This is a genomic window from Acidobacteriota bacterium (assembly GCA_028874215.1).
GTDB lineage: Bacteria > Acidobacteriota > UBA6911 > RPQK01 > JAJDTT01 > JAJDTT01.
Genome location: JAPPLF010000049.1, coordinates 18,103 through 39,377 on the forward strand (window position 1 = coordinate 18,103; position 21,275 = coordinate 39,377).

General features: G+C 62.4%; 21 protein-coding genes. 17 read left to right on the forward strand and 4 right to left on the reverse strand.

Annotated elements, in window-relative coordinates; translation table 11 throughout:
• Nucleotides 1-22 precede the first annotated feature (22 nt).
• Nucleotides 23-1,342, reverse strand: a complete 1,320-nt coding sequence (locus OXT71_09075; protein ID MDE2926535.1) for an oxidoreductase — start codon at nt 1,340-1,342, stop codon at nt 23-25.
• A 47-nt stretch (nt 1,343-1,389) separates the two neighbouring features.
• Here OXT71_09075 and OXT71_09080 point away from each other — a divergent pair, with 47 nt between their 5' ends.
• Nucleotides 1,390-2,301, forward strand: a complete 912-nt coding sequence (locus OXT71_09080) for a M28 family peptidase (protein ID MDE2926536.1) — start codon at nt 1,390-1,392, stop codon at nt 2,299-2,301.
• Between the two features lie 6 nt (nt 2,302-2,307).
• Here the strand turns inward: OXT71_09080 and OXT71_09085 are convergent, their stop codons facing one another.
• Complete coding sequence (locus OXT71_09085; GenBank protein ID MDE2926537.1) at nt 2,308-3,039, reverse strand: RraA family protein; 732 nt, start codon at nt 3,037-3,039, stop codon at nt 2,308-2,310.
• 124 nt (nt 3,040-3,163) lie between these two features.
• On the opposite strand from OXT71_09085, the gene OXT71_09090 reads away from it, so the two are divergent.
• Nucleotides 3,164-3,943 (forward strand): aldolase/citrate lyase family protein, encoded by a 780-nt coding sequence (locus OXT71_09090; protein MDE2926538.1) that lies wholly within the window; start codon nt 3,164-3,166, stop codon nt 3,941-3,943.
• 22 nt (nt 3,944-3,965) lie between these two features.
• Here OXT71_09090 and OXT71_09095 read toward each other — a convergent pair whose 3' ends face one another.
• The gene (locus OXT71_09095; GenBank protein ID MDE2926539.1) at nt 3,966-4,904 is read right to left on the reverse strand and encodes a site-2 protease family protein; all 939 of its coding nucleotides are present in this window, start codon (nt 4,902-4,904) and stop codon (nt 3,966-3,968) included.
• 31 nt (nt 4,905-4,935) lie between these two features.
• Nucleotides 4,936-5,202, reverse strand: coding sequence for an integration host factor subunit beta (locus tag OXT71_09100; GenBank protein MDE2926540.1), 267 nt, complete (start codon nt 5,200-5,202; stop codon nt 4,936-4,938).
• A 181-nt stretch (nt 5,203-5,383) separates the two neighbouring features.
• On the opposite strand from OXT71_09100, the gene dcd reads away from it, so the two are divergent.
• The 15 genes from dcd (at nt 5,384) to OXT71_09175 (ending at nt 21,242) form a co-directional block, all read left to right on the forward strand.
• Nucleotides 5,384-5,956: a dCTP deaminase gene (dcd, locus tag OXT71_09105; protein MDE2926541.1), complete on the forward strand. Its 573-nt coding sequence runs from the start codon at nt 5,384-5,386 to the stop codon at nt 5,954-5,956.
• A gap of 13 nt (nt 5,957-5,969) precedes the next feature.
• A complete protein-coding gene (leuS, locus tag OXT71_09110) occupies nt 5,970-8,450 on the forward strand; it encodes a leucine--tRNA ligase (protein ID MDE2926542.1) in 2,481 nt (826 codons plus the stop codon).
• Nucleotides 8,447-8,977 (forward strand): LPS assembly lipoprotein LptE, encoded by a 531-nt coding sequence (gene lptE / locus OXT71_09115; protein MDE2926543.1) that lies wholly within the window; start codon nt 8,447-8,449, stop codon nt 8,975-8,977. The genes leuS and lptE overlap by 4 nt, the downstream gene beginning before the upstream one ends.
• A gap of 36 nt (nt 8,978-9,013) precedes the next feature.
• The gene (gene holA, locus OXT71_09120; GenBank protein ID MDE2926544.1) at nt 9,014-9,961 is read left to right on the forward strand and encodes a DNA polymerase III subunit delta; all 948 of its coding nucleotides are present in this window, start codon (nt 9,014-9,016) and stop codon (nt 9,959-9,961) included.
• Nucleotides 9,962-9,986: 25 nt separating this feature from the next.
• Nucleotides 9,987-10,265 carry a 30S ribosomal protein S20 gene (gene rpsT, locus OXT71_09125; protein ID MDE2926545.1) on the forward strand — a complete coding sequence of 93 codons (279 nt, stop codon included), beginning with the start codon at nt 9,987-9,989 and terminating at the stop codon, nt 10,263-10,265.
• A gap of 308 nt (nt 10,266-10,573) precedes the next feature.
• A complete protein-coding gene (locus OXT71_09130; GenBank protein MDE2926546.1) occupies nt 10,574-11,545 on the forward strand; it encodes a PhoH family protein in 972 nt (323 codons plus the stop codon).
• A gap of 87 nt (nt 11,546-11,632) precedes the next feature.
• Nucleotides 11,633-12,706 (forward strand): D-alanine--D-alanine ligase, encoded by a 1,074-nt coding sequence (locus OXT71_09135; protein MDE2926547.1) that lies wholly within the window; start codon nt 11,633-11,635, stop codon nt 12,704-12,706.
• Nucleotides 12,707-12,855: 149 nt separating this feature from the next.
• Nucleotides 12,856-13,086 (forward strand): DUF465 domain-containing protein, encoded by a 231-nt coding sequence (locus tag OXT71_09140; protein ID MDE2926548.1) that lies wholly within the window; start codon nt 12,856-12,858, stop codon nt 13,084-13,086.
• A 156-nt stretch (nt 13,087-13,242) separates the two neighbouring features.
• On the forward strand, nt 13,243-13,848 hold the full coding sequence (locus OXT71_09145; protein MDE2926549.1) for a phosphatidylserine decarboxylase: 606 nt from the start codon (nt 13,243-13,245) through the stop codon (nt 13,846-13,848).
• Nucleotides 13,845-14,642, forward strand: coding sequence for a CDP-diacylglycerol--serine O-phosphatidyltransferase (pssA, locus tag OXT71_09150; GenBank protein MDE2926550.1), 798 nt, complete (start codon nt 13,845-13,847; stop codon nt 14,640-14,642). The genes OXT71_09145 and pssA overlap by 4 nt, the downstream gene beginning before the upstream one ends.
• Before the next feature lie 264 nt (nt 14,643-14,906).
• Nucleotides 14,907-16,274: a magnesium transporter gene (mgtE, locus tag OXT71_09155; protein MDE2926551.1), complete on the forward strand. Its 1,368-nt coding sequence runs from the start codon at nt 14,907-14,909 to the stop codon at nt 16,272-16,274.
• Nucleotides 16,271-16,912 (forward strand): DNA repair protein RecO, encoded by a 642-nt coding sequence (gene recO / locus OXT71_09160; protein MDE2926552.1) that lies wholly within the window; start codon nt 16,271-16,273, stop codon nt 16,910-16,912. Before mgtE ends, recO begins: the two co-directional genes overlap by 4 nt.
• Nucleotides 16,913-16,921: 9 nt before the next feature.
• Nucleotides 16,922-17,827: a glycine--tRNA ligase subunit alpha gene (locus OXT71_09165; GenBank protein ID MDE2926553.1), complete on the forward strand. Its 906-nt coding sequence runs from the start codon at nt 16,922-16,924 to the stop codon at nt 17,825-17,827.
• Nucleotides 17,805-19,856 (forward strand): glycine--tRNA ligase subunit beta, encoded by a 2,052-nt coding sequence (gene glyS / locus OXT71_09170; GenBank protein ID MDE2926554.1) that lies wholly within the window; start codon nt 17,805-17,807, stop codon nt 19,854-19,856. The genes OXT71_09165 and glyS overlap by 23 nt, the downstream gene beginning before the upstream one ends.
• 66 nt (nt 19,857-19,922) lie before the next feature.
• A complete protein-coding gene (locus OXT71_09175) occupies nt 19,923-21,242 on the forward strand; it encodes an inositol-3-phosphate synthase (protein MDE2926555.1) in 1,320 nt (439 codons plus the stop codon).
• Nucleotides 21,243-21,275 lie beyond the last annotated feature (33 nt).

Here is a 21,275-nt window from a genome sequence, read left to right on the forward strand (position 1 = left end):
CTCGCTCCCGGGCGAATCGGTATCAGGATGAATCCGCGCGGGCCATCTCCAGGGCCCGGGTGGTCACGTAGTACTTGGAGATCATGTTGGTGATCTCCCATTGGGGCATGGAACCCGATTCCAGGAAACCGAGGTATTTGCTGGTGACTTCTCCGAAGTGCGCCTCGTGCCCGTCACGGTAGCGGTCGGGAATAGACACCTGCCAACCCGATTCCCATGGTTCCAGGGCCAGGCCCGGATACCGGTCGGAGATTTCCTCGATAAAACGCCGAAGTCCCCGCTCCAGCAATCCGGCATCGGCTCCCGGCGCGGGCCGGATCGTCAACTCGGGCCGGTATCCCTGCTCCTTCCCCTGGAGGATGCAGAGATGCGCCCGGGTGCCGCGAATCACCGAAAAGTGGGTGTCGCCGCCTCCTCGGGGCGCCTCGAAGTCCCAGGCCACGGAGATCCTGGCGTGAAGGTCGTCCACCCGCAAAAGGATCTCACCATTGCAGAAATAGGCAAGGCGCCCGTCCCGGTCCAGGTTCTTGCGCAGGAAGGGGGCAAAGTCCTTCTTGCCCGTGATCTGTCCGTATTGCTCCCGGCTCAGGACCGTGGGCCAATGGCGGGCCGCCAGCACCTGGATCCGGGAACGGTCGACCGCTTCGCCGGGGAACCCCTGCCAGAACACCAGGTCCACCAAGTGGGTGGATACGTCCACGATCCCCTCACCCTGCTGCTCGACGTCGAAATACCACTCCGGGCGAATCAGAGTCTGTCCGGCGACCTCCTTGAAGAGATGGTGGACGCTGTCCTTGACGATTCCCGGATCCCGGGAGTCTCCGCCGACCGGCGCGCCGATGACGTGCGGACATTGGGCGAGTTCCCGTTGCAGGATCGTCGTGATCTCGAAGCGCTCGGTCATGATGTCGTAGATCAGGAGTCCCTTCTCTTCCGCTGTCGAGAAGGCCATTTCCAGAACTTTCCATGCCTCGTGACTGACGCACATGGGTTTGTCCGAGAGGACGTTGAGCCCCGATTGAACGCTTTCGTTGATGTACTGGGTCTTTCGCCGGTTGTTTCCCGCCACCACCACCACGTTGCCCGGGCGGCGTCTCAACATGCGTTCCAGGTAGTCGGGTCCCTTGCAGACCTCCTGCCTCCAGCGGGTCGGGTCCTGCTTCCGACGGTTGAATCCCTCGACTCTCTGGACATGGTCCACAGCTTCCGGACCATCGGGAGCAAAGACGTGCACTTCCGGCGACACCTGGGGGTAGGAGGTCTTCAGCACCAGGGTCGCGTGGAAGTGACCTGGATTCAAGATGATGAGTCGGACGGGGCGGAGTGTCTCTGAATCTTTCATGTCGATTACCGTGCGGCCGGCGACATTTTGACCTCCCGGCGCCGCCGATGGCAAGCCGCCGGAACCGGGTTCTCTATAATGGAACCCGGATGCCGGATCTGACGGGTGAGCTTCAATTCAGGTTGAGAGGGCACGTCCGGTTCCTGGCCGGGGTCGTGGGAGAGAGGAATTCCCACCGCTACCGCCGCCTGGAGCGGGCCAGGGAGTACATCGAAGAAGTCTTCAAACAGTCCGGATACCGGATCGGCCACGACCAGTACGAATGCGGCGGAAAGGAGTATCGCAACGTCGTCGCCACGGTTCCCGGAGCGGCCTCCAGCGATCCTGTCCTGGTGGTCGGCGCCCACTACGACACGGCGTTGGGTTCCCCGGGCGCCGACGACAACGCCAGCGGTGTGGCGGTCCTCCTGGAGTTGGCCCGGGTCCTGGGGGACGAATCCGCCTCCGGTTCGATCCGTTGTGTGGCCTTCACGCTGGAGGAGTCTCCCCATTTCAAGACCGAATCCATGGGGAGCCGGGTCTACGCCCGGCGCTGCCGGCGGCGCGGTGATTCGATTCGGGGCATGATCTCGTTGGAGATGGTGGGCTACTACAGCGATGCCCGCGGTTCCCAGCGCCATCCCATTTCGTTGATGCGCTGGTTTTATCCCGACCGGGGGAACTTCATCGCCGTGGCGGGAAACTACGCGTCCCGGCATCTGGTCCGGCGCCTGTCCCGTCTTCTCTCGGCCCACGGGGACCTGCCGGTGGAGCACATCGCCCTCCCCTTCGTTCCCGGCGTCGACCTCTCGGACAACTGGTCCTTCTGGCAGGAGGGCTATCCGGCCCTGATGGTGACCGACACCGCCTTCTTCCGGAATCGGCACTACCACCGTTCCACGGACCTTCCCGAGACCCTGAACTACCGGTCCATGGAGCTTCTGGTGCGGGGAATGGCGGAGTCTCTGGTCCGAATCTGAAGAATCTCAGCCGGTGAGCCGCTCGGCGAGCCGGGCGATGCGCCTCCGGCATTCCCTCCGGGCCTCTTGGAGTCTGGAAAGATCGGGCCCGTGGGTGCGAAGACAGTCCAGCACCACCTCTTCGGCCGCAACGAAGTCCGGGCAGAGACGAGCCACTTCCGCGGCGATTTCACCGGGTATGTTCGTCACGCCGTTGGCGTCGCCGTGGAGCAGATCGCCCGGGCGCACCGTGAGACCGCCGACATGCACTGGCACATCCACGTGGAGGGTGTGGCAATAGCCGTGGGAGCAGTTGGTGCCGCTGCTGAAGACGGGGAACCCGATTTGCCGGACCTGGTCCAGGTCGCGGCCGGTCCCGCTGGTCACAAGCCCGACCGCGCCGAAGGTTTGGTAGGAGGTGCACATCACCTCGCCGAAGGTGGCCGCCGTCGACGGATCGTCCAGATCCTGAAACACGATGACGTGGGGTCCGGGGCGTTGCTTGAGAACGGAGAGTTGTTTCTCCATGGCGTCGTAGACGTCCGCTCCCTGCGGCGGCGCCGAGGAACGATAGGTGGCGGTGGTCGCGTACCCCACCATGGGGGGCATCTCGGGGAAGTGGGCCTTGATTCTCTGGTCCATGTAGCCGGAGGTCCTGGGACGCACGTCGAAGAGCTCGATCACGTTGCAGATGGTCGGGGTGTCAAATTGCCTCAGCATCTCCAGGACGTCCTGCGGCAAGGGGCTGGATTCGTTCATGTCTTCTCCTCGTCAGCGGTTTTTGCGTCGGCTCGCAAGTTGCAGTCGATTCGGCCAAGAGGATACCTTACGAGGCTTGTCGGCATCGGCGGCGTTACGGAGTCAGGGAGGACAAGAGGAGGTCATGAGAAAGAACGAAATTTTGCACAAACTGAGGCGGGGTGAGGCGGTCATGCTGGCCTGTCCCACTCCCTATTCTTCGCCCAAGCTCATCGAAATGATCGGGCTCATCGGATTCGACGGCGTCTGGATCGACATGGAGCATCAGGACTACGACTACGACCAGCTCTTCGCCATGGGGCTGGCTTGCCGGGCCTCCGGCATGGACCCGCTGGTCCGCATGAGGAAGGGTCCCTATTGGAGTTTTTTCCGCTGCCTCGAGGCGGGGGCCAACGGCATCATGGTTCCCCACGTCTGCTCGGCGGCGGAGGCCCGGGACGTGGTTCGCAACAGCCGCTTTCATCCCCTGGGACAACGGGGAATGGACGGCGTGGAGGTCGCCTCCAACTACGGCATGGAGGCGATGCCCGAATACATGGCGTCCGCCAACGAGGAGACCCTGGTCTCGATCCAGATCGAAGACAAGGAAGGAGTCGAGGACATCGATGAAATCCTGGCGGTCGAGGGTCTGGACGGGGTCATGGTGGGGCCCGGCGATCTGACCCAGAGCTATGGCGTCCCCACCCAGGGAGGGCACCCCCTCATCCTGCAGGCCGTGGACCGGGTCGCCGAGGCCTGCCGCCGCCACGGCAAATGGTGGGGCATTCCGGTGGCGAGTCCGGAGGCGGCGAAGCCCTACTACGAGAAGGGAGCCCGTTTCTTCGTCTGCGGGGCGGCCATCATCATTCTGCAGCGAGGATATCAGCAGATCTGGAAGGAGTTCACCGAAACCTTCCGATCCTGACCGCCGCAGCCGGCCAGGATCGCTACAACGGCGCGTCGATGACCCTGACCGGCGTCGGAATGAAGGTGAGGATCAGCAGCAGAAGGCCGGCGACGGCAGCCAGGAGGCGACGCCGGTCCAGCGGTCCGGTCTGTATGCTGGGCGGCGGGTGCCTCAGGCCCATGAAGACCAAAATCACCGCGAAACACAGGTAACCGAAAAAGCACCAGATTCCCAACGCCACCAGTCCGCCCAGGGCGGCGTAGGATACCGTCCGGTGTCCCCGGCGCCCCAGCAGGGCGTAGACCACGTGGCCTCCGTCGAGCTGGCCGATGGGCAGGAGATTCATCCCCGTGGCCAGCATCCCGAACCACGCCGCCCAGCCGATGGGGTGAAGGTTGATGTTCCAGTCCTCACCGGCCGGAACGAAGAGTTCCGCCGCCAGGCGGAAGAGAAGGGGTTCTCCGAACTCGTAGGTTGTGCCGCCGGCAGCGGGTGGAGTGAAGTCGGTGGAATAGCCCAGTCCGATGATGAGCGCCGGGACGATGAGCACGAATCCCGCCAGAGGTCCGGCGATGCCCACGTCGAACAGTTGGCGCCGGTCCCGGAACGGTGACTTGATCCGGATCACCGCCCCCAGCGTGCCGAAAGGAAAAGGCCATGGAGCCGGAATCGCGTACGGAAGCGTTGCCCGGATTCCATAGTAGCGGCAGGTGAGATAGTGACCCAATTCGTGAGCCAGGAGAATCGCCAGGACGCTGACGGCATAAGGGATTCCGAGCATGAGATCCGGCCACACGGGGAACCCCGCCGTGTCGGGCGCGGATTGACCGTTGCCCATCATGAAGCTGATGTGCCAGAACGACCCGGCCCACAAGGTTGTGACGAGGGTGACGAGGAGCAGCAGAAGGGCCAGCTTGAAACGGGGCGTCTCCGGCACCGGCGCCGACAGGCTCTCGTCTTGGGGAGAACGTTCCGTCACTAACTTAGGAGCTTGTCCGGGGGCAGGGAGGTCAGCCGGAGCGGATTTCTTTCCCGGGTTTGAAGCGAACGGTCTTGCCGGGAGGAATGGGGACCACGGCTCCCGTCCTGGGGTTGCGGCCGATGCCACTCTTCCGCGGCTTGACCAGAAAGACTCCGAAGCCCCGCAACTCAATGCGTTCCCCATGCTTCAGGGCGCGCTTCAACACCTCCAACACGGTGTCGACGGCCTCTTCGGACCTCACCTTGGTCAATCCCACCCTTTCGGAGACGCGTGACACAATATCTTGTTTGATCAAGGCTTGGAAATGCCCCCTGAGTTGCTAGCCGTTGTCTTATACTGGTCACAGGTTCGGGATGTCAAGGTTCGGTTCAGGCTCCGTAAAGAAGGAGTCATTCCCGGGCCGGGACCGGACTCTTTCGGGTGGGGAATTCCGGGCGGGAGACTGGTAGACTTTCGCGATTCGCTGAGTGAAGCCCATGAGCATACGGCCGGACCACTGGATCGCTCGGAAGGCGCTTGACGGGATGATCGACCCCTTCGAAGAGAGCCTGGTCGGGAAGGGGACCATCTCCTACGGAGTGTCCTCCTACGGCTACGACTTCCGGGTGGACCGGAAGTACAAGTTGCTTCAAGACGGTGCAATCCCGGTTCTGGATCCCAAGCGGACGTCGGAGCGTTGCTACCGGGACTACGAGGGAGATTCCTGCCTGATCCCCGCCCGGAGCTTCGTCCTCTGCCGGTCCTATGAGTACTTTCGTATTCCCAGGGACATCCTGGGCGTTTGTGTCGGCAAGTCGACCTATGCACGGTGTGGAGTGTCGGTCAACGTCACGCCCCTGGAGCCGGAATGGGAGGGGCGCCTGACCATGTCGGTGATCAACAACGGTCCCGTACCCGTGAGGATCCATTCGGGGGAGGGCATCGCCCAACTCCTCTTTCTTCGGGCTCGCGACGTCTGCCGCGTTTCCTACGCCGACCGGAAAGGCAAGTACCAGGCACAGCGGGAAATCACCCTGTCCCGGTTGCAGGCCGGCCGGGACCTGGCATAGAGATCGGTTCGCCATGCAGGAGCAATACGATTTCCGGACGATCGAGTCCAAGTGGCAGAAACGCTGGGAGGAGAACCGCGAATTCGTCGTCGCCGAGAACCGGAACCAGCCCAAATACTACGTTCTGGAGATGCTTCCGTACCCCTCCGGAGCGCTCCATCTCGGCCACGTACGCAACTACTCGCTGGGCGATTCCATAGCCCGGTTCCGATCGATGCAGGGCTTCAACGTCCTGCACCCCATCGGCTGGGACGCCTTCGGACTTCCCGCCGAGAACGCCGCCATTCGCCACCAGGTGCCGCCGGAAACATGGACGCTGAAGAACATCGAGCGGATGAAGCAGCAGTGCCGGCGCATGGGTTGGTCCTACGACTGGCGCCGGGAGCTGGCCACCTGCACCCCGGAGTACTACCGCTGGAACCAATGGTTCTTTCTCCGGATGTACGACCGGGGCCTGGCCTACAGGAGCCGGGGGACCGTCAACTGGTGCGAGGAGTGCCAGACGGTCCTGGCCAACGAGCAGGTGGTCAACGGCCTCTGCTGGCGCGACGACAGTCCCGTGGTGCAGAAGGAACTGGAGCAGTGGAACTTTCGGACCACCGATTACGCCGAGCAGTTGCTCCGGGATCTGGACCAGCTCGAGGACTGGCCGGAACGAGTGATCTCCATGCAGCGCAACTGGATCGGCAAGTCGGTCGGAGCCCGGGTCCGTTTCCGGCTCGGAGGCCCTTCCGGAGAGGGGATCGACATCTTCACCACCCGGTTGGACACCATCTGCGGAGCGACCTTCATGGTATTGGCTCCCGAGCATCCCATGGTGAAGGCCTGGTTGGGAGACGACAGCGACGGAAGACGGTTGAAGGCGCTGTTGGAGCAGGTGCGCCGCCAGGACCGGAGCCATCGCACCACAGACGATGCCGAGAAGCTGGGAGCCTTCACCGGACGCTACGCCTGGAATCCGTTCCGGGGGGAACTGATTCCCATCTGGGTGGCCAATTTCGTGCTGATGGAATACGGGACCGGCGCCATCATGGCCGTCCCGGCCCATGACCAGCGAGACTTGGAGTTCGCCCGCAAATACGGGTTGCCGGTACGGACCGTGATCGAACCGGTTGAAGGAGCGCCTTCCGCCCACCCGGACCAGGCCTTCGTCGACCCGGGCAGGCTGGTCGACAGCGGGCCCTTCTCCGGACTTGCCTCCGGCGAGGCGAAGCGGAAGATGGCCGAGTACGCCGCCCGGAAGGGCTTCGGCGAAGCCACCGTCTCCTACCGGCTCCGGGATTGGGGGGTGAGCCGCCAGCGTTACTGGGGGACCCCGATCCCCATCGTCTATTGCTCCCGGTGCGGGACGGTCCCGGTTCCGGAGGATCAACTCCCCGTGATGCTGCCTCGAATGGAAGGCATCGACCTGGGGCGCTCCCCGCTGGCGCAGGTCCCCGAATTCGTCCGGACGGCCTGCCCTTCCTGCGGCGGCGCGGCCCGGCGGGAAACCGACACCATGGACACCTTCGTGGACAGTTCCTGGTACTTCTACCGCTATACCGACGCCCGCAATTCGGAGGCAGCGATTCGCCCGGAGGCGGTGCGCTACTGGTTTCCGGTCGACATTTACATCGGGGGCGTGGAGCACGCCATCCTCCACCTGATCTACATGCGCTTCTTCACCAAGGTCATGCGCGATCTGGGCATCGTCGAGCTGGATGAACCGGTCCGCACCCTCTTCACTCAGGGCATGGTCATCAAGGACGGCGCCAAGATGAGCAAGTCCCTTGGGAACGTGGTCGAGCCGGACGAGATCGTCCGGAAGTATGGCGCCGACACTCTCCGGCTGTTCATCCAGTTCTGCGCTCCGCCCGCCCGGGACCTGGATTGGAACGATCGTGGACTGGAGGGCTGCTGGCGGTTTCTGGGTCGACTTTGGAGGTTGCTTTATCGATTCCGTTCCGAGTGGCCGGAGGACGGCGTGCCGGCCGCCGGGAGGGCTTCGGCCGAGTTTTCTCCCCAGGCGCGAATTCTGCAGCGGAAGCTTCACCAGACCATCCGGAAGGTGACGAGCGACCTGGAGCGGATGCACCAGAACACGGCCGTCGCAGCCATCATGGAGTTGCTGAATTCGGTGCAGGAATATGTGGACCATGGCCGGCCGGACCGAGAGCTGTTCCACGAGGCGCTGACGAATATTGCCCTGCTGCTGGCCCCCTTCGCTCCCCACTTCGCCGAGGAGATGTATTCCATCCTGGGGCATCGTCACGGGATCGCAGCCGCTTCCTGGCCCCGGCACGACCCCGATCTGGCCCGGGAGGAGACGGTGGAGTTCGCGGTCCAGGTCAACGGGAGAGTCCGTTCCCGGATCCAGGCTCCGGCCAATGTGGCGTCGGAGAAAATGGAGGAACTGGCCCTTTCCGATGAGAGGATCCGGGGGCATATCGAAGGTCGGCACGTGGTCAAGGTGATCGTGATCCCGAAGAGGCTCGTCAACGTGGTGGCGCGATGAAGCGGGTCCGCGCCGCGCTGCTGTCTTTCCTTCTGCCGGGTCTGGTCCTGGTATTTTTCGCCGGATGCGGTTACCGGATAGCGTCCAAGAATCGGTTGGCTCCCCAGCTCCGGACTCTGGCCGTTCTTCCCCTGGAGAATGAAACCACCACGTTTCAAGTGGAGCAGATCTTCACGCGATCGTTGATTCACGCCTTTGTGGAGAGGTCTTCCTACCGTCTGGTCCACGACCCTTCGCAGGCCGACGCCGTATTCAGCGGAGTCATCTTCTCCACCACCGCCAACCCCGTCATTTTCCGTCAGAGGGCTTTCGGCTCCACCTTCCTGGTCACGCTCCAGGCCCGCGTCAAGCTCCAGGACCGGCGGGACGGACGAGTTCTCTACCAGAACGACCAATACCTCTTTCGGGAGCAGTACGTCATCAACGTCGACGTCCGCAACTTCTTCTCCGAACTGAGCCCGGCCCTGGAGCGCGTGGCGAGGGATTTCTCCTCCAGTGTGGTCACGACTCTGATGGAGGGGTTCTGATGGCCGCCCGTTCCCGGGCGATCCGCTTTCCGGAAAATGCGTTTCACTGAGTTTAGGAAGTCCCTGGCCCAGCCTCATTCCGTCTACGTCGTGGTTTCGACCCAGGACCTCTTTCTCAAGCGCGTCTACGACCTCTGCCGGGAACAGGTGGCGGAGTCGGCCCGGGATTTCGATTGGTCCGTTTTCGACCTGGAGAAGGATCCGGCCGGGGAGGTGGTCCAGGCCGCTCGCACGCTGCCGTGGGTCTCCAAGCGGCGATGGGTGTACGTGCGGGACCACGGCGGATCCGGATCCGGGCTGAAGGACTATGTGGCTCGCCCGGCGCCCCGGACCGTGCTGATTCTGGAGTTGAAGAAACGCTCCAGGGCCTTGTCGCGCCTACCCCTGGTCGAGTTCGACAAGAAGGTGGGGCCGGCCCGGTGGCTGCGGGCCTGGGCCAAGCGGGAGGACTATGTCCTGGAACCGGCGGCCGCGCGGGCCCTGGTCGAGTTGGTGGGGGACGACCTGGGCCGCCTCAGAATGGAGTTGGAGAAACAGTTTCTGGCCCAATGGGAAAGCCGGAAAATCACTTCCGAGTCCGTCGCCGAAATGACCCTGGAGAGTCGGGAATACGACGTGTTCAACCTCATCGGCGCCATGGCCAAGGGGCAGTCCCCGGCGGCGCTCCTGATTCTCAACCGGCTCTTCGAGAAGGGCGTCGGCTTCCCCCAGATCCTGGCCATGCTCTACTGGACCTTCAGACGGTTGTTGGTGGCCCGGGAGATGCTCGAGCGGGGACGGTCCTTTCAGGAGGTTCTCCGCAAGCTCAAGATCTGGAGCTATCGCGGCCGGGAAGGGGAGGTGCGCCGCTACTCGCCCGATTGGATCCGGCGAGTCCTGATCCGGATTCGAGAAACGGATCGGGCCTGCAAGAGCGGCGTCTCCGAACCCCGGTTTCACCTGGAGCGCCTGCTCGTTGACACCTGTCGCCGGGGACAACTATAATGCGCGCTGCTTTACGGGAGTCCAAATGCCAAATATCAAGTCGGCGGACAAGCGCATGCGTCAGAGCCGAAGGCGCAGGATGCGAAACCGCCACTATCTGAGCCGGATGAGGACCGAAATCAAGCGTTTCCGCCGCATGTTGGAGGAGGGCCGGTCCACGGACGCCGAGGACCATCTTCCCACCATCTACACCGTCATAGACCACACCGCCCAGAAGGGCGTCATTCATCGCCGGACCGCCGCGCGCTACAAATCCCGGCTGACCCACTCGTTGAATCGGACCCTGGCGGCATCCTCGGGTTAGCCCGCATTTCTCACCAGGTCGCTATGCGTATGATGAAAAAGGATCTACTTTTTAGCATTTGCGCGAATTTTTCCAAGGTTTCTCCGAAACAGACTGCGCTGGGCGCGCGCTCGCTGGTCTTTTCGCCCTCAGCGCGCACGTGCTCCCTCAAACGTAGTCACCACTACGCTCTCGGTCGCGAGCACGCGCTGAGGGCGAAAATCCTGCGCGATCGTCACGCCCCCTGGTGAGAAAAGCGGGCTAGCAGTGGTTGCCTGGACCCCGACCCCATACATGTCCCCATTTGCACGGCTGCAAGATCCCCACTCTTGAAGAAGGTTCTCCTCCCGGACCAGTGCGCTGAAATTCTCTTCGACCTCCGGGACCGGAACGTGCGGTTGCTGGAGTCGCTGTTCCAGGTTCGGATCGGCGCGCGGGGCCCGCGCGTCTTCATCGAGGGGGATGAGAAACACGAGAAGGTCCTGGAGAATCTCCTCACGGAATTTTCGTCTTTGGTCTCCAATGGATGCTCCTTCTCCAACGGCGAGCTGAGGGAAGCGTTCCAGCAGATCGCCGAAGGGGCGGGCGGGAGTCTCCACGATTTCTTTCCCAAGGCTCTGGTCCTGAAGACTCCCATACGGGAAGTGTCGCCGCGGAGTCTGAACCAGTCCCGTTACGTCCAGGCCATTCACCGCAACGATCTGGTCTTCGGCATCGGTCCGGCCGGCACGGGAAAGACCTACCTTGCGGTGGCGACGGCGGTCTCGTTTCTCCAGGACAAAAGAGTCCAGAGGATCGTGTTGTCCCGTCCCGCGGTGGAAGCGGGCGAACGGCTCGGGTTCCTCCCGGGGGACCTCCAGGAAAAGGTCAACCCCTACTTGAGGCCCCTGTCGGACGCCTTGATCCACGTGATCGGGGCGGAGAGGGTGCAAAAGCTCATGGACCGGGAGATCATCGAGATCGCTCCTCTGGCCTTCATGCGGGGGAGAACCCTGGGCGACTCGTTCATCATTCTGGACGAGGCCCAGAACTGCACCTCGGAGCAGATGAAGATGTTCCTCACTCGAATCGGTCTCAATTCCAGGGCGGTCGTCACCGGGGACATTACTCAGATCGATCTTCCCCCGGGTCAAACGTCGGGCCTGGTGGAGGCCCGCGGGTTGCTCAAGGGCTTGCAGGGGATCTCGATCTGTGAGTTCGATCGCCGGGACGTGGTGCGCCACCGGCTCGTCAAGCGAATCATCCAAGCCTACGAGTCCATGGACCCGGGGGCCAAGAGAGGTGCGAGAAGTGGGTCGTGAGGGGGGACGGGAGCTCCCTCGCCGGATGTTTTTCGGTGAGATCGCCGCGGTTGGCTTCCAGGTCCCGGGCCCGGATATTCGATGCCGATGACGGACAGCAGGATTCACGTGGTGGTCCTCTGCGGAGGACGCTCCGCCGAGCATGACGTCTCCCTCGTCTCGACCCGGTCGATTCTGAACCACCTGGACCCGGGACGGCACCGGATCTCGGTCATGGGTCTGAACCGGCAGGGCGGAAGCTACGATCCTCAGTTTCTGCGCCGGAAGTTGGAGCTCTCGCCGGACGGACCCTGGGAGTTTCCCACCGGATCGGAGCACTGGCTCGCGGTTCTGGCAGCACTGCCGCCCCCGCCGCCCGTCGTGTTCCCGGTGCTGCACGGACCGTTCGGAGAGGACGGCACCGTACAGGGAGCATTGGAGGTGTTGGGGCTGCCCTACGTGGGAGCCGGCGTGCTGGGCTCGTCCCTGGCCATGAACAAGGTCTGGTGCAAACAGGTGCTGGCCCACGCCGGGCTGCCGGTCCTACCCTTCGTGAGCACGACCAGAGCGGGATGGGAGGAGGACCCCGACCGGGTCGTGGCGAGGATCGAGAACGACCTCGCATACCCCGTATTCGTGAAGCCGGCCAACATGGGTTCGTCCGTCGGAGTCGGCAAGAGCCGCGACTCCGGGGAACTCCGGCGCCATCTGGAGGAAGCCCTGAGATTTGACCTGCTGGTTTTTGCCGAGCAGGGCGTCGACGCCCGGGAGATCGAAGTTTCGGTCCTGGGGAATGAACATCCCAGGGCCTCCATCGCGGGCGAGATCGTTCCCTCCGGGGAATTCTACGACTACGCCGCCAAGTACCTGGACGGGACCAGCCGGTTGCTGATCCCGGCGCCCCTCTCCCGGGATCGGATGGACGAAGTGCGGCGGCTGGCCCTGGAGACCTGCCGAACTCTGGGAGTGGAGGGCATGGCCCGGGTCGATTTCCTGCTGGAGAAGGACAGCCACCGGCTCTGGATCAACGAAGCCAACACCATTCCGGGATTCACCCAGATCAGCATGTATCCCAAGCTCTGGCAGGCTTCGGGTTTGAGCTATCCCGGCCTGATCGAAAAGCTCATCGATCTGGGTTTAAAGCGGCATCGAGCCCGGCAGGGACTCTCGGTCGAGCGCTGAAAACATTGCCGAGCAAGCTCATCGCAGGCGTCGAACCCCTGTCTCGCGTTCCCGGCACTCTTCTTGAAGGTCGGGGACCCATTTGCTAAATTCATGCGTCGGTACGAGGTGCTGCGTGCCGTGGTTCAAGCCCCGGGAGGAAGCGCGCGATGGATGAGGCCGCTCTCAAAAGTCATCTGATGGAGACGGACAAGGAGTTTTCCCGGCTCGCCTTGGAGCACCAGGGCTACGAGCGCCAACTGGAGGAGCTTGTTCGCCGGGTCTACCTGAACCCGGAAGAGAAGTTGCGTGAGAGCGTCATCAAGAAAAAGAAGCTGGCCCTGAAGGATCAGATGCAGGTGATCATCCATCGACACCGGATGGAGGCGCAGACCGGCTAGGTTTTCGTCCGCCTGCGGCGAATCCGGACTTTCGTTCGTATCTCCCTTGATTCCCGCTCAGTCCAGGCGGGGGATGCCCTCCTGGAAGGAGTCCATTGTCTTGCCCGGGAACCCAATTCAGGTCCGGCTCCCGGCCAAAGTTCGGAGCATCCGCCCATGGCCCGAGACGGCTATTATTTCTTTCTTCCCCTGGTGGCGTTGACCCTGGTCCTGGCGTGGCTACAGGTCATGGCCCTGGGCGTGGTCACCCTCATCCTGGCGGCGTTCGTCGCCTGGTTTTTCCGTGATCCGAACCGCTCCGTTCCCGATGATCCCGACGCCGTGGTCAGCCCGGCGGACGGAAAGATCGTTCGCGTGAGATCGTTTGAGGAGGGCACCGAGGTCAGTATTTTTCTTTCGATCTGGAACGTTCACGTCAATCGTTCCCCGGTGGAAGGTGTCCTGGTCCGGAAGGAACACCGCTCCGGACGGTTTCATCTCGCCTGGGACGACCGGGCTTCGGTTGAGAACGAGCGGGTCATACTGACCGTTTCAGGCGACAGGCCCCTGACCTTCGCTCTGGTGGCGGGGGTATTGGCGCGCCGAATCCGGGTCTGGAAGAATGAGGGAGACGTCCTCGGCAGGGGTGATAGAATAGGCCTTATTCGATTCGGCAGCCGTGTCGATCTGTTCTTTCCGGGGAATTGCGACTTGGTGGTCAGTGAAGGCGATCGAGTCTACGGCGGCAGCACCGTCCTGGCGTATTGGAACTCCGGGCCGTGAAAAAGTTGAGACGTAACGAACGGCGATTCACAGGTCCCAGGGGCCCCAGGAAGCGATTTCGCCGTAGCGTCTTCATCCTGCCTTCGCTCTTCACCGTGGGGAACATGTTCGCGGGCTTCTTCGCCCTGGTGTCCATACTCAACGAGCACTACCAGGCGGCGGCGATCGCCATCGGGATCGCCGTCGTCCTGGACGGATTGGACGGCCGGGTGGCGCGAATGGCCAATGCCACCAGCGATTTCGGCGTTCAGTTGGACTCCCTGGCCGACGTTGTCAGCTTCGGAATCGCACCGGCGGTGCTCATTTACTCCTGGGGACTGGCCGACCTGGGCAATTTCGCCCGTTTTTCGGCCTTCTTCTTCTTTATCTGCGGGGCGGTGCGCCTCGCCCGGTTCAACGTCCAGTTGAAGGAGATGAAGTATTTCGCCGGACTTCCCATCCCGGCGGCGGCGGCCTTTGTGGCGGCGATCATCCACTACTTCGAGACCCCTCCCGACACGGTCTTCTTCAAGGTCTCACTGGTCGCCATGAACTATGCGGTGGCCTGTCTCATGGTGAGCACGGTCCGCTATCCGTCGTTCAAACGGCTCAATCTGGGAGGCAGGAAGTCTCATCTGCTGGTTGTGATTCTGGCCTTGATGGTGGCCGCCGTGTTCTTCTATTCGCGGCAGTCCTTGATGGCCATGGCTTCCGGTTACCTTCTCAGCGGCGTTGTTCTCAGGGGTTACCAGTTCGTGCGTTTTCGACTCAAGGAGCCGGCCTCTCTGGAGGAACAGGAAGTTCGACCGGACTGAGTGCCCATTCGGTGCTCCGTTTCACGAAACAGGAAGTTTTCGGCGGCGGGCACGCATTTCTCGCTCGGGTGCACCCGGCACGGTCCGGAACCGGAAAACCTCGATCCCCGACGAGGACGAACAAATGCCCCGCAACGTGATTTTTTTCGTGGTCACGCGGCGACCCGACGAGAATTCTGGGTTACGATGGCGCCGAACGAACCTGTCCCGTGTCCAACCTCCGCAGCGGGACTGAACTGAGGCGCTTGCGCCGGGGGTGAGAGTATGCAGACGCATAAGATTCATCTGCTGGCACAATCCGTCCGCCGCCTCCTGAGGCGGAGTGCGTTCGAGCACGTCGCCAACCTTCTGTCCAAGCTGCGCCCCGGCGACATCTCCCACATCATGCTGGAGCTGGGTGAGCTGCAGCAGCGGCGGGTCTTCTCGCTGCTCATCAAGAAGGACAAGGACCTGGCGGGACAGACTCTCACCGGGATGGGTCTCGATCCGGCCATTGCGCTTCTGGCCCACTTTTCCGCCGACGAGGCGGCCGCGGTCCTCCAGGAGCTGGAGAGCGACGACGCCGCCCAATTCATCTCGGCCCTGCCCGAAGACCGGGCCGCGGCAATCCTGGATCTGATGGCCACGGAGGAATCGGCCGAAGTCCAGGGCCTGCTGGAGCATGAGGCGGAAACCGCCGGCCGGATCATGACTCCCAACGTGCTGGCCTTCCAGGAGGTCGTGACGGTGGGCGAGGCCATCCACACGATCCAGACCGCTGAAGATCTGGAAATGTCCTTCTATGTCTATGTGGTGGACAAACGGTCTCATCTGGTCGGGATCGTCTCCCTGCGGGGACTGATCATGGTTCCTCCCAGCACGCCGCTGAGAAAGATCATGACCACCGACATCCTCTCGGTGCGGACCGATACGGACCAGGAAGAAGTGGCACGGCAAGTGGCCCTCTACGACCTCCTGGCCATCCCGGTGGTGGACGAGGAGAACAAGCTCGTGGGCGTGATCACCGTGGACGACGTGATCGACGTCATCAAGGAAGAGGCCACCGAGGACATCTTCTACATGGCGGGCGTGGAGAGTGACGATCGGATCTACACACCGCCTCGGAAATCGGTGAGAAAACGGCTGCCGTGGCTGCTCATCAATCTGGTGACGGCTCTGCTGGCGGCCACGATCGTCGCCTTTTTCGAACCCACCATCGCCAAGTTTTCGTATCTGGCCGTCTTTCTGCCGGTGGTGGCCGGGATGGGGGGCAATTCGGGGACCCAGACCTTGACTGTGATCGTCCGCGGACTCGCCCTGGGAGAGGTGACCTGGAAGAGCAGTCGAGCGGCGTTGGGAAAGGAACTGGCGGTCGCCCTCACCAATGGAGTCGTCTTGGGATTGTTGTGCGGGGCCGTGGCTTTCGCCTGGAAGGGCAGCTTTGAGTTGGGATTCGTTTTGGGCGGGGCGCTCATCATCAACATTCTCGTGGCCGGCATCGTCGGCACATTGATTCCCCTGTTTCTGATCAAACTCAACGTCGACCCCGCCGTCGCTTCGAGCATCATTCTGACCACCTTCACGGACATGGTCGGTTTTCTTTCCTTCCTGGGATTGGCGACGTATTTCCTGACCGTCGTCTCCTCCTCATGAGCCGCCACCAATCCGAGGCGATCACCCTCAGAACCTATCCTTTCTCCGAATCGCACAAGATTGCCGTCTTCTTTACCCGGAGTTTCGGGAAATTGCGGGGCATCGCTCACGGCGCCCGAAAGTCAGGCGGCCGATTCGGGGGCAGCCTGGAGCCCCTGAACTACGTGAAGTTGAGCTTTCATCGCAAGGAGCACCAGGAACTGGCGGTGATCCGGAGTTGCGAGGTGTTGCGGGTCTTTCCGCGGGGAAGCACCACGTTGGAGTCCACACTGCATCTGAGCTATTTTGCCGAGCTTCTGCTTGAGTTCAGCCGGGAACAGGAGGAGAGCGAGCATCTCTTCCGCCTGGCCCTGGCCGTTCTTGCGGCCGTCGGTTCGGTCCCCATCTCCCTGTTGTCCCGTTACCTGGAACTCTGGACCCTCAGGTTGGAAGGGGTTCTTCCCGACCTTGGCGGCGAACTGTCCCGCCCACTGGCGGCCAGGGCCAAGTCTTTCATGCGGGTGCCGCCGGCCTCGCTGAAGGCGGAGTGCCTGACCCTTGAGGAGGACAAAACGTTAGCGCGCTTTTCGGAGAAGTTGTTAGAATACCACCTCGAAAAACCGCTGAAGACCCGGAAACTGCTGAAGGAACTCCTCTGAAACCCGGCAATGAACGAATCCGACTGTGCAGCATCCAGGGATGGAGCCGAAGCTCCGCAGACTTTTCAGGACATCGTGCACCGTCTGCTCGAATTCTGGATGGACGCGGGTTGTGTGGCGCAACAGCCCTACGACACCGAGGTCGGCGCCGGGACCATGCACCCGGAAACCTTTCTGCGGGTTCTGGGCCCTGAACCCTACAGCGTCGTCTACGTCCAGCCCAGCCGCCGGCCGGCCGACGGACGGTACGGACAGAATCCGAATCGACTCTATCGCCACCACCAGTTGCAGGTCATTCTCAAGCCGTCGCCGGAGAACATTCAGGACCTTTACCTCGAGAGCCTTGGGAGCATCGGCGTGGATCTGAAGCGTCACGACATCCGTTTCGAAGAGGACAATTGGGAGAGTCCCACCCTGGGCGCCTGGGGCGTGGGCTGGCAAGTGCTCCTGGACGGGCTCGAGATCACGCAGTTCACCTATTTTCAGCAGGCCGGCGGTATCGAATTGATGCCGGTCCCGGTGGAGCTGACCTACGGGCTGGAGAGGATCGCAGCCTTCATCTCAGGCGAGGACAGCGTTTACCAACTCCGGTGGAACCGGGAGCAGACGTACGGGCAGATTCGTTGGCTGGAAGAGGCCGAGTTCTCCCGTTACAGCTTCGAGGTTGCCGACACGGATCTGCTTTTCAACCTGTTTCGACTCTACGAGGAGGAATGCCGGCGTTGCCACGAGGCCAGATGCGTCCTCCCGGCGTACGACTATTGTCTGAAGTGCTCCCACACCTTCAACCTGCTGGACAGCCGGGGCGCCATCAGTGTCACCGAGCGCGTCGCCCTGATTGCCCGGGTGCGCGCCCTGGCAGTGGCGACGGCACGGCTTTACCTGGAAGATCATGGGTCACAGCTTTCTGCTTGAGTTGGGCCTGGAGGAGATGCCTGCCGACGTCATCTCTCCGGCTCTGGCCGGGCTTGGCCGGAATCTGGAAGAGTTGATGGCCCGGGAAGGAGTGTCCCCGGTCCCGGTCCGGTCCTACGGCACTCCCAGGAGACTGGCCCTGCTGGCCGGCGGGCTGCCCGGGCGCCAGCCGGGGAGGGAAGAGCTTGTCCTGGGTCCTCCGGTCCGCGTCGCCTTGGGACCCGATGGGGAACCCGGGAGGGCTGCTGTCGGATTCGCTCGCAGCCAGGGGCTGAACGTGCAAATGTTGGAGCGGGTCGAGACTCCCAAGGGCGATTACCTGGGATACCGGAAGAGGATTCCGGGCCGTTCCCTCCCGGAAATACTCCAGGAAGAGATCCCCCGGCTGGTGGCCGGCCTCTCCTGGCCGCGCGGCATGTATTGGCGGGAGAGCCGGTTTCGATTTATCCGGCCCCTTCGCTGGTGCGTCTCGCTGTGGGATTCCCAGGTCGTCTCCTTTCGATTCGAAGGAATCGACTCGGGAAGGATCACGCGTGGCCACCGGTTCCTGGGGAAGGATGAGATCCGGTTGGCTCACGCAGAGGAGTACCCTGACCGGATGCGCCGGAACTACGTCCTGGCCGGCATGGACGAGCGGCGCCGCAAGATCGCCGGGGAGCTGGTCCGGAAGGTTCCCCGCGGGCTGACTCCCGTGGAAGACGCACACCTTCTGGAAACGGTCGTCCAGCTCAACGAGTATCCCAGCGTCCTGTGCGGAGGCTTCGACGAGGGCTTTCTGGATATCCCCCGGCAGGTGCTGGTGACGGTCATGCGCCACCACCAGAAATACTTCTCGGTGATTGACGAGGAAGGGCAGCTCCGGCCCCACTTCCTGACCGTGGTCAACACCGACGCCGACTCGGATGGCCGGATCCTCCAGGGGCACGAGAGGGTATTGAGAGCCCGCCTCGAAGACGCGGCGTTTTTCTGGCGGACCGATCTCAAGACCAGCATGGAGAAGCGGTGCGAAAAGCTGGCCGGCATCGTCTTTCACCAGCGGCTGGGAAGTTACCTGGACAAGGTGAACCGGGTGAAGGCGCTCTGTGCCCGATTGAAGTCCGACCCTCACCTGGAGCGGGCGGCCCTTTTCTCCAAGGCCGATCTCACTTCCGAGATGGTCCGCGAGCTTCCGGAGTTGCAGGGGGTCATGGGGGGCCTCTACGCGCGCCGGGAGGGTTATCCCGCTGCGGTCTGGAAGGCCGTCCTGGAGCACTACAAGCCGGTCTCTCTCAGCGATGCCCCTCCCTCCACGCCGGGCGGGGCCCTGTTGGCCCTGGCGGACAAGCTGGATACCGTCAGCACGTGTATCGCCGGTGGAATCGTTCCCACAGGCTCCAGCGATCCTTTCGCGCTCCGCCGTCAGGCCCTGGGCATCGTTAAGATATTGCTGGAGTTTCGTCTCGACTATCCGCTCGAAGACCTGGTCCGGATGGCGCGGCAGTCGCTCCCGGAAGACGAGGCCGGTCCGGAACCGGAAGGCCGGATCCTGGCCTTCCTGGAGCGGCGGGTCCGGCATGTGTTTCGGAACCGGGGCGTGTCCGACGACGTCATCCAGGCCGTACAAGCGGTAGACTCTCGTCAGAGTCTGCATCTCCGGTTCCGGAAGGCGGTCGCGCTGGAGGAGATGAGGAAGGAAGCGGATTTCGAAGTGTTGGCAACGGCCTACAAGAGGATCAAGAATATTCTGGCGGGCCAGGCCATCGAGCTGGATCAGGTCCGCGCCGGCGATCTGAGAGAACCGGCGGAACGGACATTGAACCGGGCGGTCCAGGAGACGCGCCCCCAGGTCGCCGCCAGGTTGGAGAAGGGGGAGTTTCTGGAAGCGCTGAAGCAGATGGCCCGCTTGCGCGGGCCCGTCGACCGTTTCTTCGACGACGTGCTCGTCATGTCGCACGAAGAAGATCTGCGCCGGAACCGATTGCGAATCCTCCATGAGATCTCACAGCTTTTCTTGTCCTACGCGGACATTTCCATGGTCGCGAGGACATAATTCGACGGGCGGACGGCGAAAAACTCATGCGGTGCCCGTGGCGGCATGAATTCGAGGTGAATGGACATGATTGAGAAGGGTGTACGGATCGAGAAACCCCGGGGAAAACTGGGGGTGCTGTTGGTTGGCCTGGGTGCGGTGAGCACCACCTTTATTGCCGGTGTCGAGGCCGTGAAGAGGGGGCTGGCTCTGCCCATCGGGTCGCTTTCCCAATTCGGGACCGTCCGGCTGGGAAAACGAACGGAGGGGCGCTCACCCAAGATCTCCGATTTCGTTCCCCTGGCCCAACTGGAGGATCTGGAATTCGCGTCCTGGGACGTGTTCGACGACGACGCGTATACCGCGGCCGTCAAGGCCGGCGTTCTGGAGATGAGTCTCCTGGATCAGCTCAGGCCGGTCCTGGAGGACGTTCGTCCCTATCCGGCGGTGTTCGACAACCGGTACGTCAAGAGGCTGGACGGGACCCACGTCAGGAAGGGCCGGACCAAGTGGGACCTGGCCCACCAGTTGATGGATCAGATCCGGTCGTTTCAGCAGGAAAAGCAGGTCGACCGCATGGTGATGGTCTGGTGCGGGAGCACCGAGGTGTTTTTGGAACAGGGACCGGTCCACGAAGACGTGTCAGCTCTGGAAGAGGGTCTCAAGAACAATGACCCGGACATTCCCTCCAGCATGGTCTACGCCTATGCGGCTCTCAAGCTGGGGATTCCCTACGCCAACGGGGCGCCCAACCTGACGGTGGACGCGCCGGCCTTCCAACAACTGGCTCTGGATGAGGGCGTTCCCATCTGCGGCAAGGACTTCAAGACGGGGCAGACGCTGATGAAGACTATCGTCGCCCCTGGTCTCAAGGCCAGGCTCCTGGGGCTCTCGGGCTGGTTCTCCACGAACATATTGGGCAACCGCGACGGCGAGGTTCTGGACGACCCCGGATCCTTCCGGACGAAGGAAGAGAGCAAGCTCTCGGTTCTGGAGTACATCCTGCAGCCCGAGCACTATCCCGACATGTACGGCGACTTCTACCACAAGGTGCGGATCAACTATTACCCGCCGCGCCGGGACGACAAGGAGGGATGGGACAACCTGGATATCTTCGGCTGGCTGGGATATCCGATGCAGATCAAGATCGACTTCCTTTGCAAGGACAGCATATTGGCCGCTCCCATCGTGTTGGACCTGGTTCTGTTCCTGGACTTGGCCAAACGGGCCGGAATGTCCGGCATCCAGGAATGGCTCTCCTTCTATTTCAAGAGTCCCATGACCCTGCCCGAGCTCTATCCCGAGCACGATCTCTTCATCCAGCTCATGAAACTGAAGAACACCCTCCGCTATATGCGTGGCGAGGAGCAGATCACCCATCTGGGTCTCGACTACTATGAATCCTGACCCGTATCGCCGGTGACGCGGGACCGGCTCCCG

Excerpts from the sequence above, each read along its gene's own strand:
- OXT71_09080 (MDE2926536.1), top strand. The coding sequence starts at position 1,390 with ATGGCAAGCCGCCGGAACCGGGTTCTCTATAATGGAACCCGGATGCCG.
- dcd (MDE2926541.1), top strand. The coding sequence starts at position 5,384 with ATGAGCATACGGCCGGACCACTGGATCGCTCGGAAGGCGCTTGACGGG.
- OXT71_09135 (MDE2926547.1), top strand. The coding sequence starts at position 11,633 with ATGACGGACAGCAGGATTCACGTGGTGGTCCTCTGCGGAGGACGCTCC.
- leuS (MDE2926542.1), top strand. The coding sequence starts at position 5,970 with ATGCAGGAGCAATACGATTTCCGGACGATCGAGTCCAAGTGGCAGAAA.
- lptE (MDE2926543.1), top strand. The coding sequence starts at position 8,447 with ATGAAGCGGGTCCGCGCCGCGCTGCTGTCTTTCCTTCTGCCGGGTCTG.
- OXT71_09085 (MDE2926537.1), bottom strand. The coding sequence starts at position 3,039 with ATGAACGAATCCAGCCCCTTGCCGCAGGACGTCCTGGAGATGCTGAGG.
- recO (MDE2926552.1), top strand. The coding sequence starts at position 16,271 with ATGAGCCGCCACCAATCCGAGGCGATCACCCTCAGAACCTATCCTTTC.
- OXT71_09140 (MDE2926548.1), top strand. The coding sequence starts at position 12,856 with ATGGATGAGGCCGCTCTCAAAAGTCATCTGATGGAGACGGACAAGGAG.
- OXT71_09175 (MDE2926555.1), top strand. The coding sequence starts at position 19,923 with ATGATTGAGAAGGGTGTACGGATCGAGAAACCCCGGGGAAAACTGGGG.
- glyS (MDE2926554.1), top strand. The coding sequence starts at position 17,805 with ATGGGTCACAGCTTTCTGCTTGAGTTGGGCCTGGAGGAGATGCCTGCC.
- rpsT (MDE2926545.1), top strand. The coding sequence starts at position 9,987 with ATGCCAAATATCAAGTCGGCGGACAAGCGCATGCGTCAGAGCCGAAGG.
- mgtE (MDE2926551.1), top strand. The coding sequence starts at position 14,907 with ATGCAGACGCATAAGATTCATCTGCTGGCACAATCCGTCCGCCGCCTC.
- OXT71_09075 (MDE2926535.1), bottom strand. The coding sequence starts at position 1,342 with ATGAAAGATTCAGAGACACTCCGCCCCGTCCGACTCATCATCTTGAAT.
- OXT71_09090 (MDE2926538.1), top strand. The coding sequence starts at position 3,164 with ATGAGAAAGAACGAAATTTTGCACAAACTGAGGCGGGGTGAGGCGGTC.
- holA (MDE2926544.1), top strand. The coding sequence starts at position 9,014 with ATGCGTTTCACTGAGTTTAGGAAGTCCCTGGCCCAGCCTCATTCCGTC.
- OXT71_09145 (MDE2926549.1), top strand. The coding sequence starts at position 13,243 with ATGGCCCGAGACGGCTATTATTTCTTTCTTCCCCTGGTGGCGTTGACC.
- OXT71_09165 (MDE2926553.1), top strand. The coding sequence starts at position 16,922 with ATGAACGAATCCGACTGTGCAGCATCCAGGGATGGAGCCGAAGCTCCG.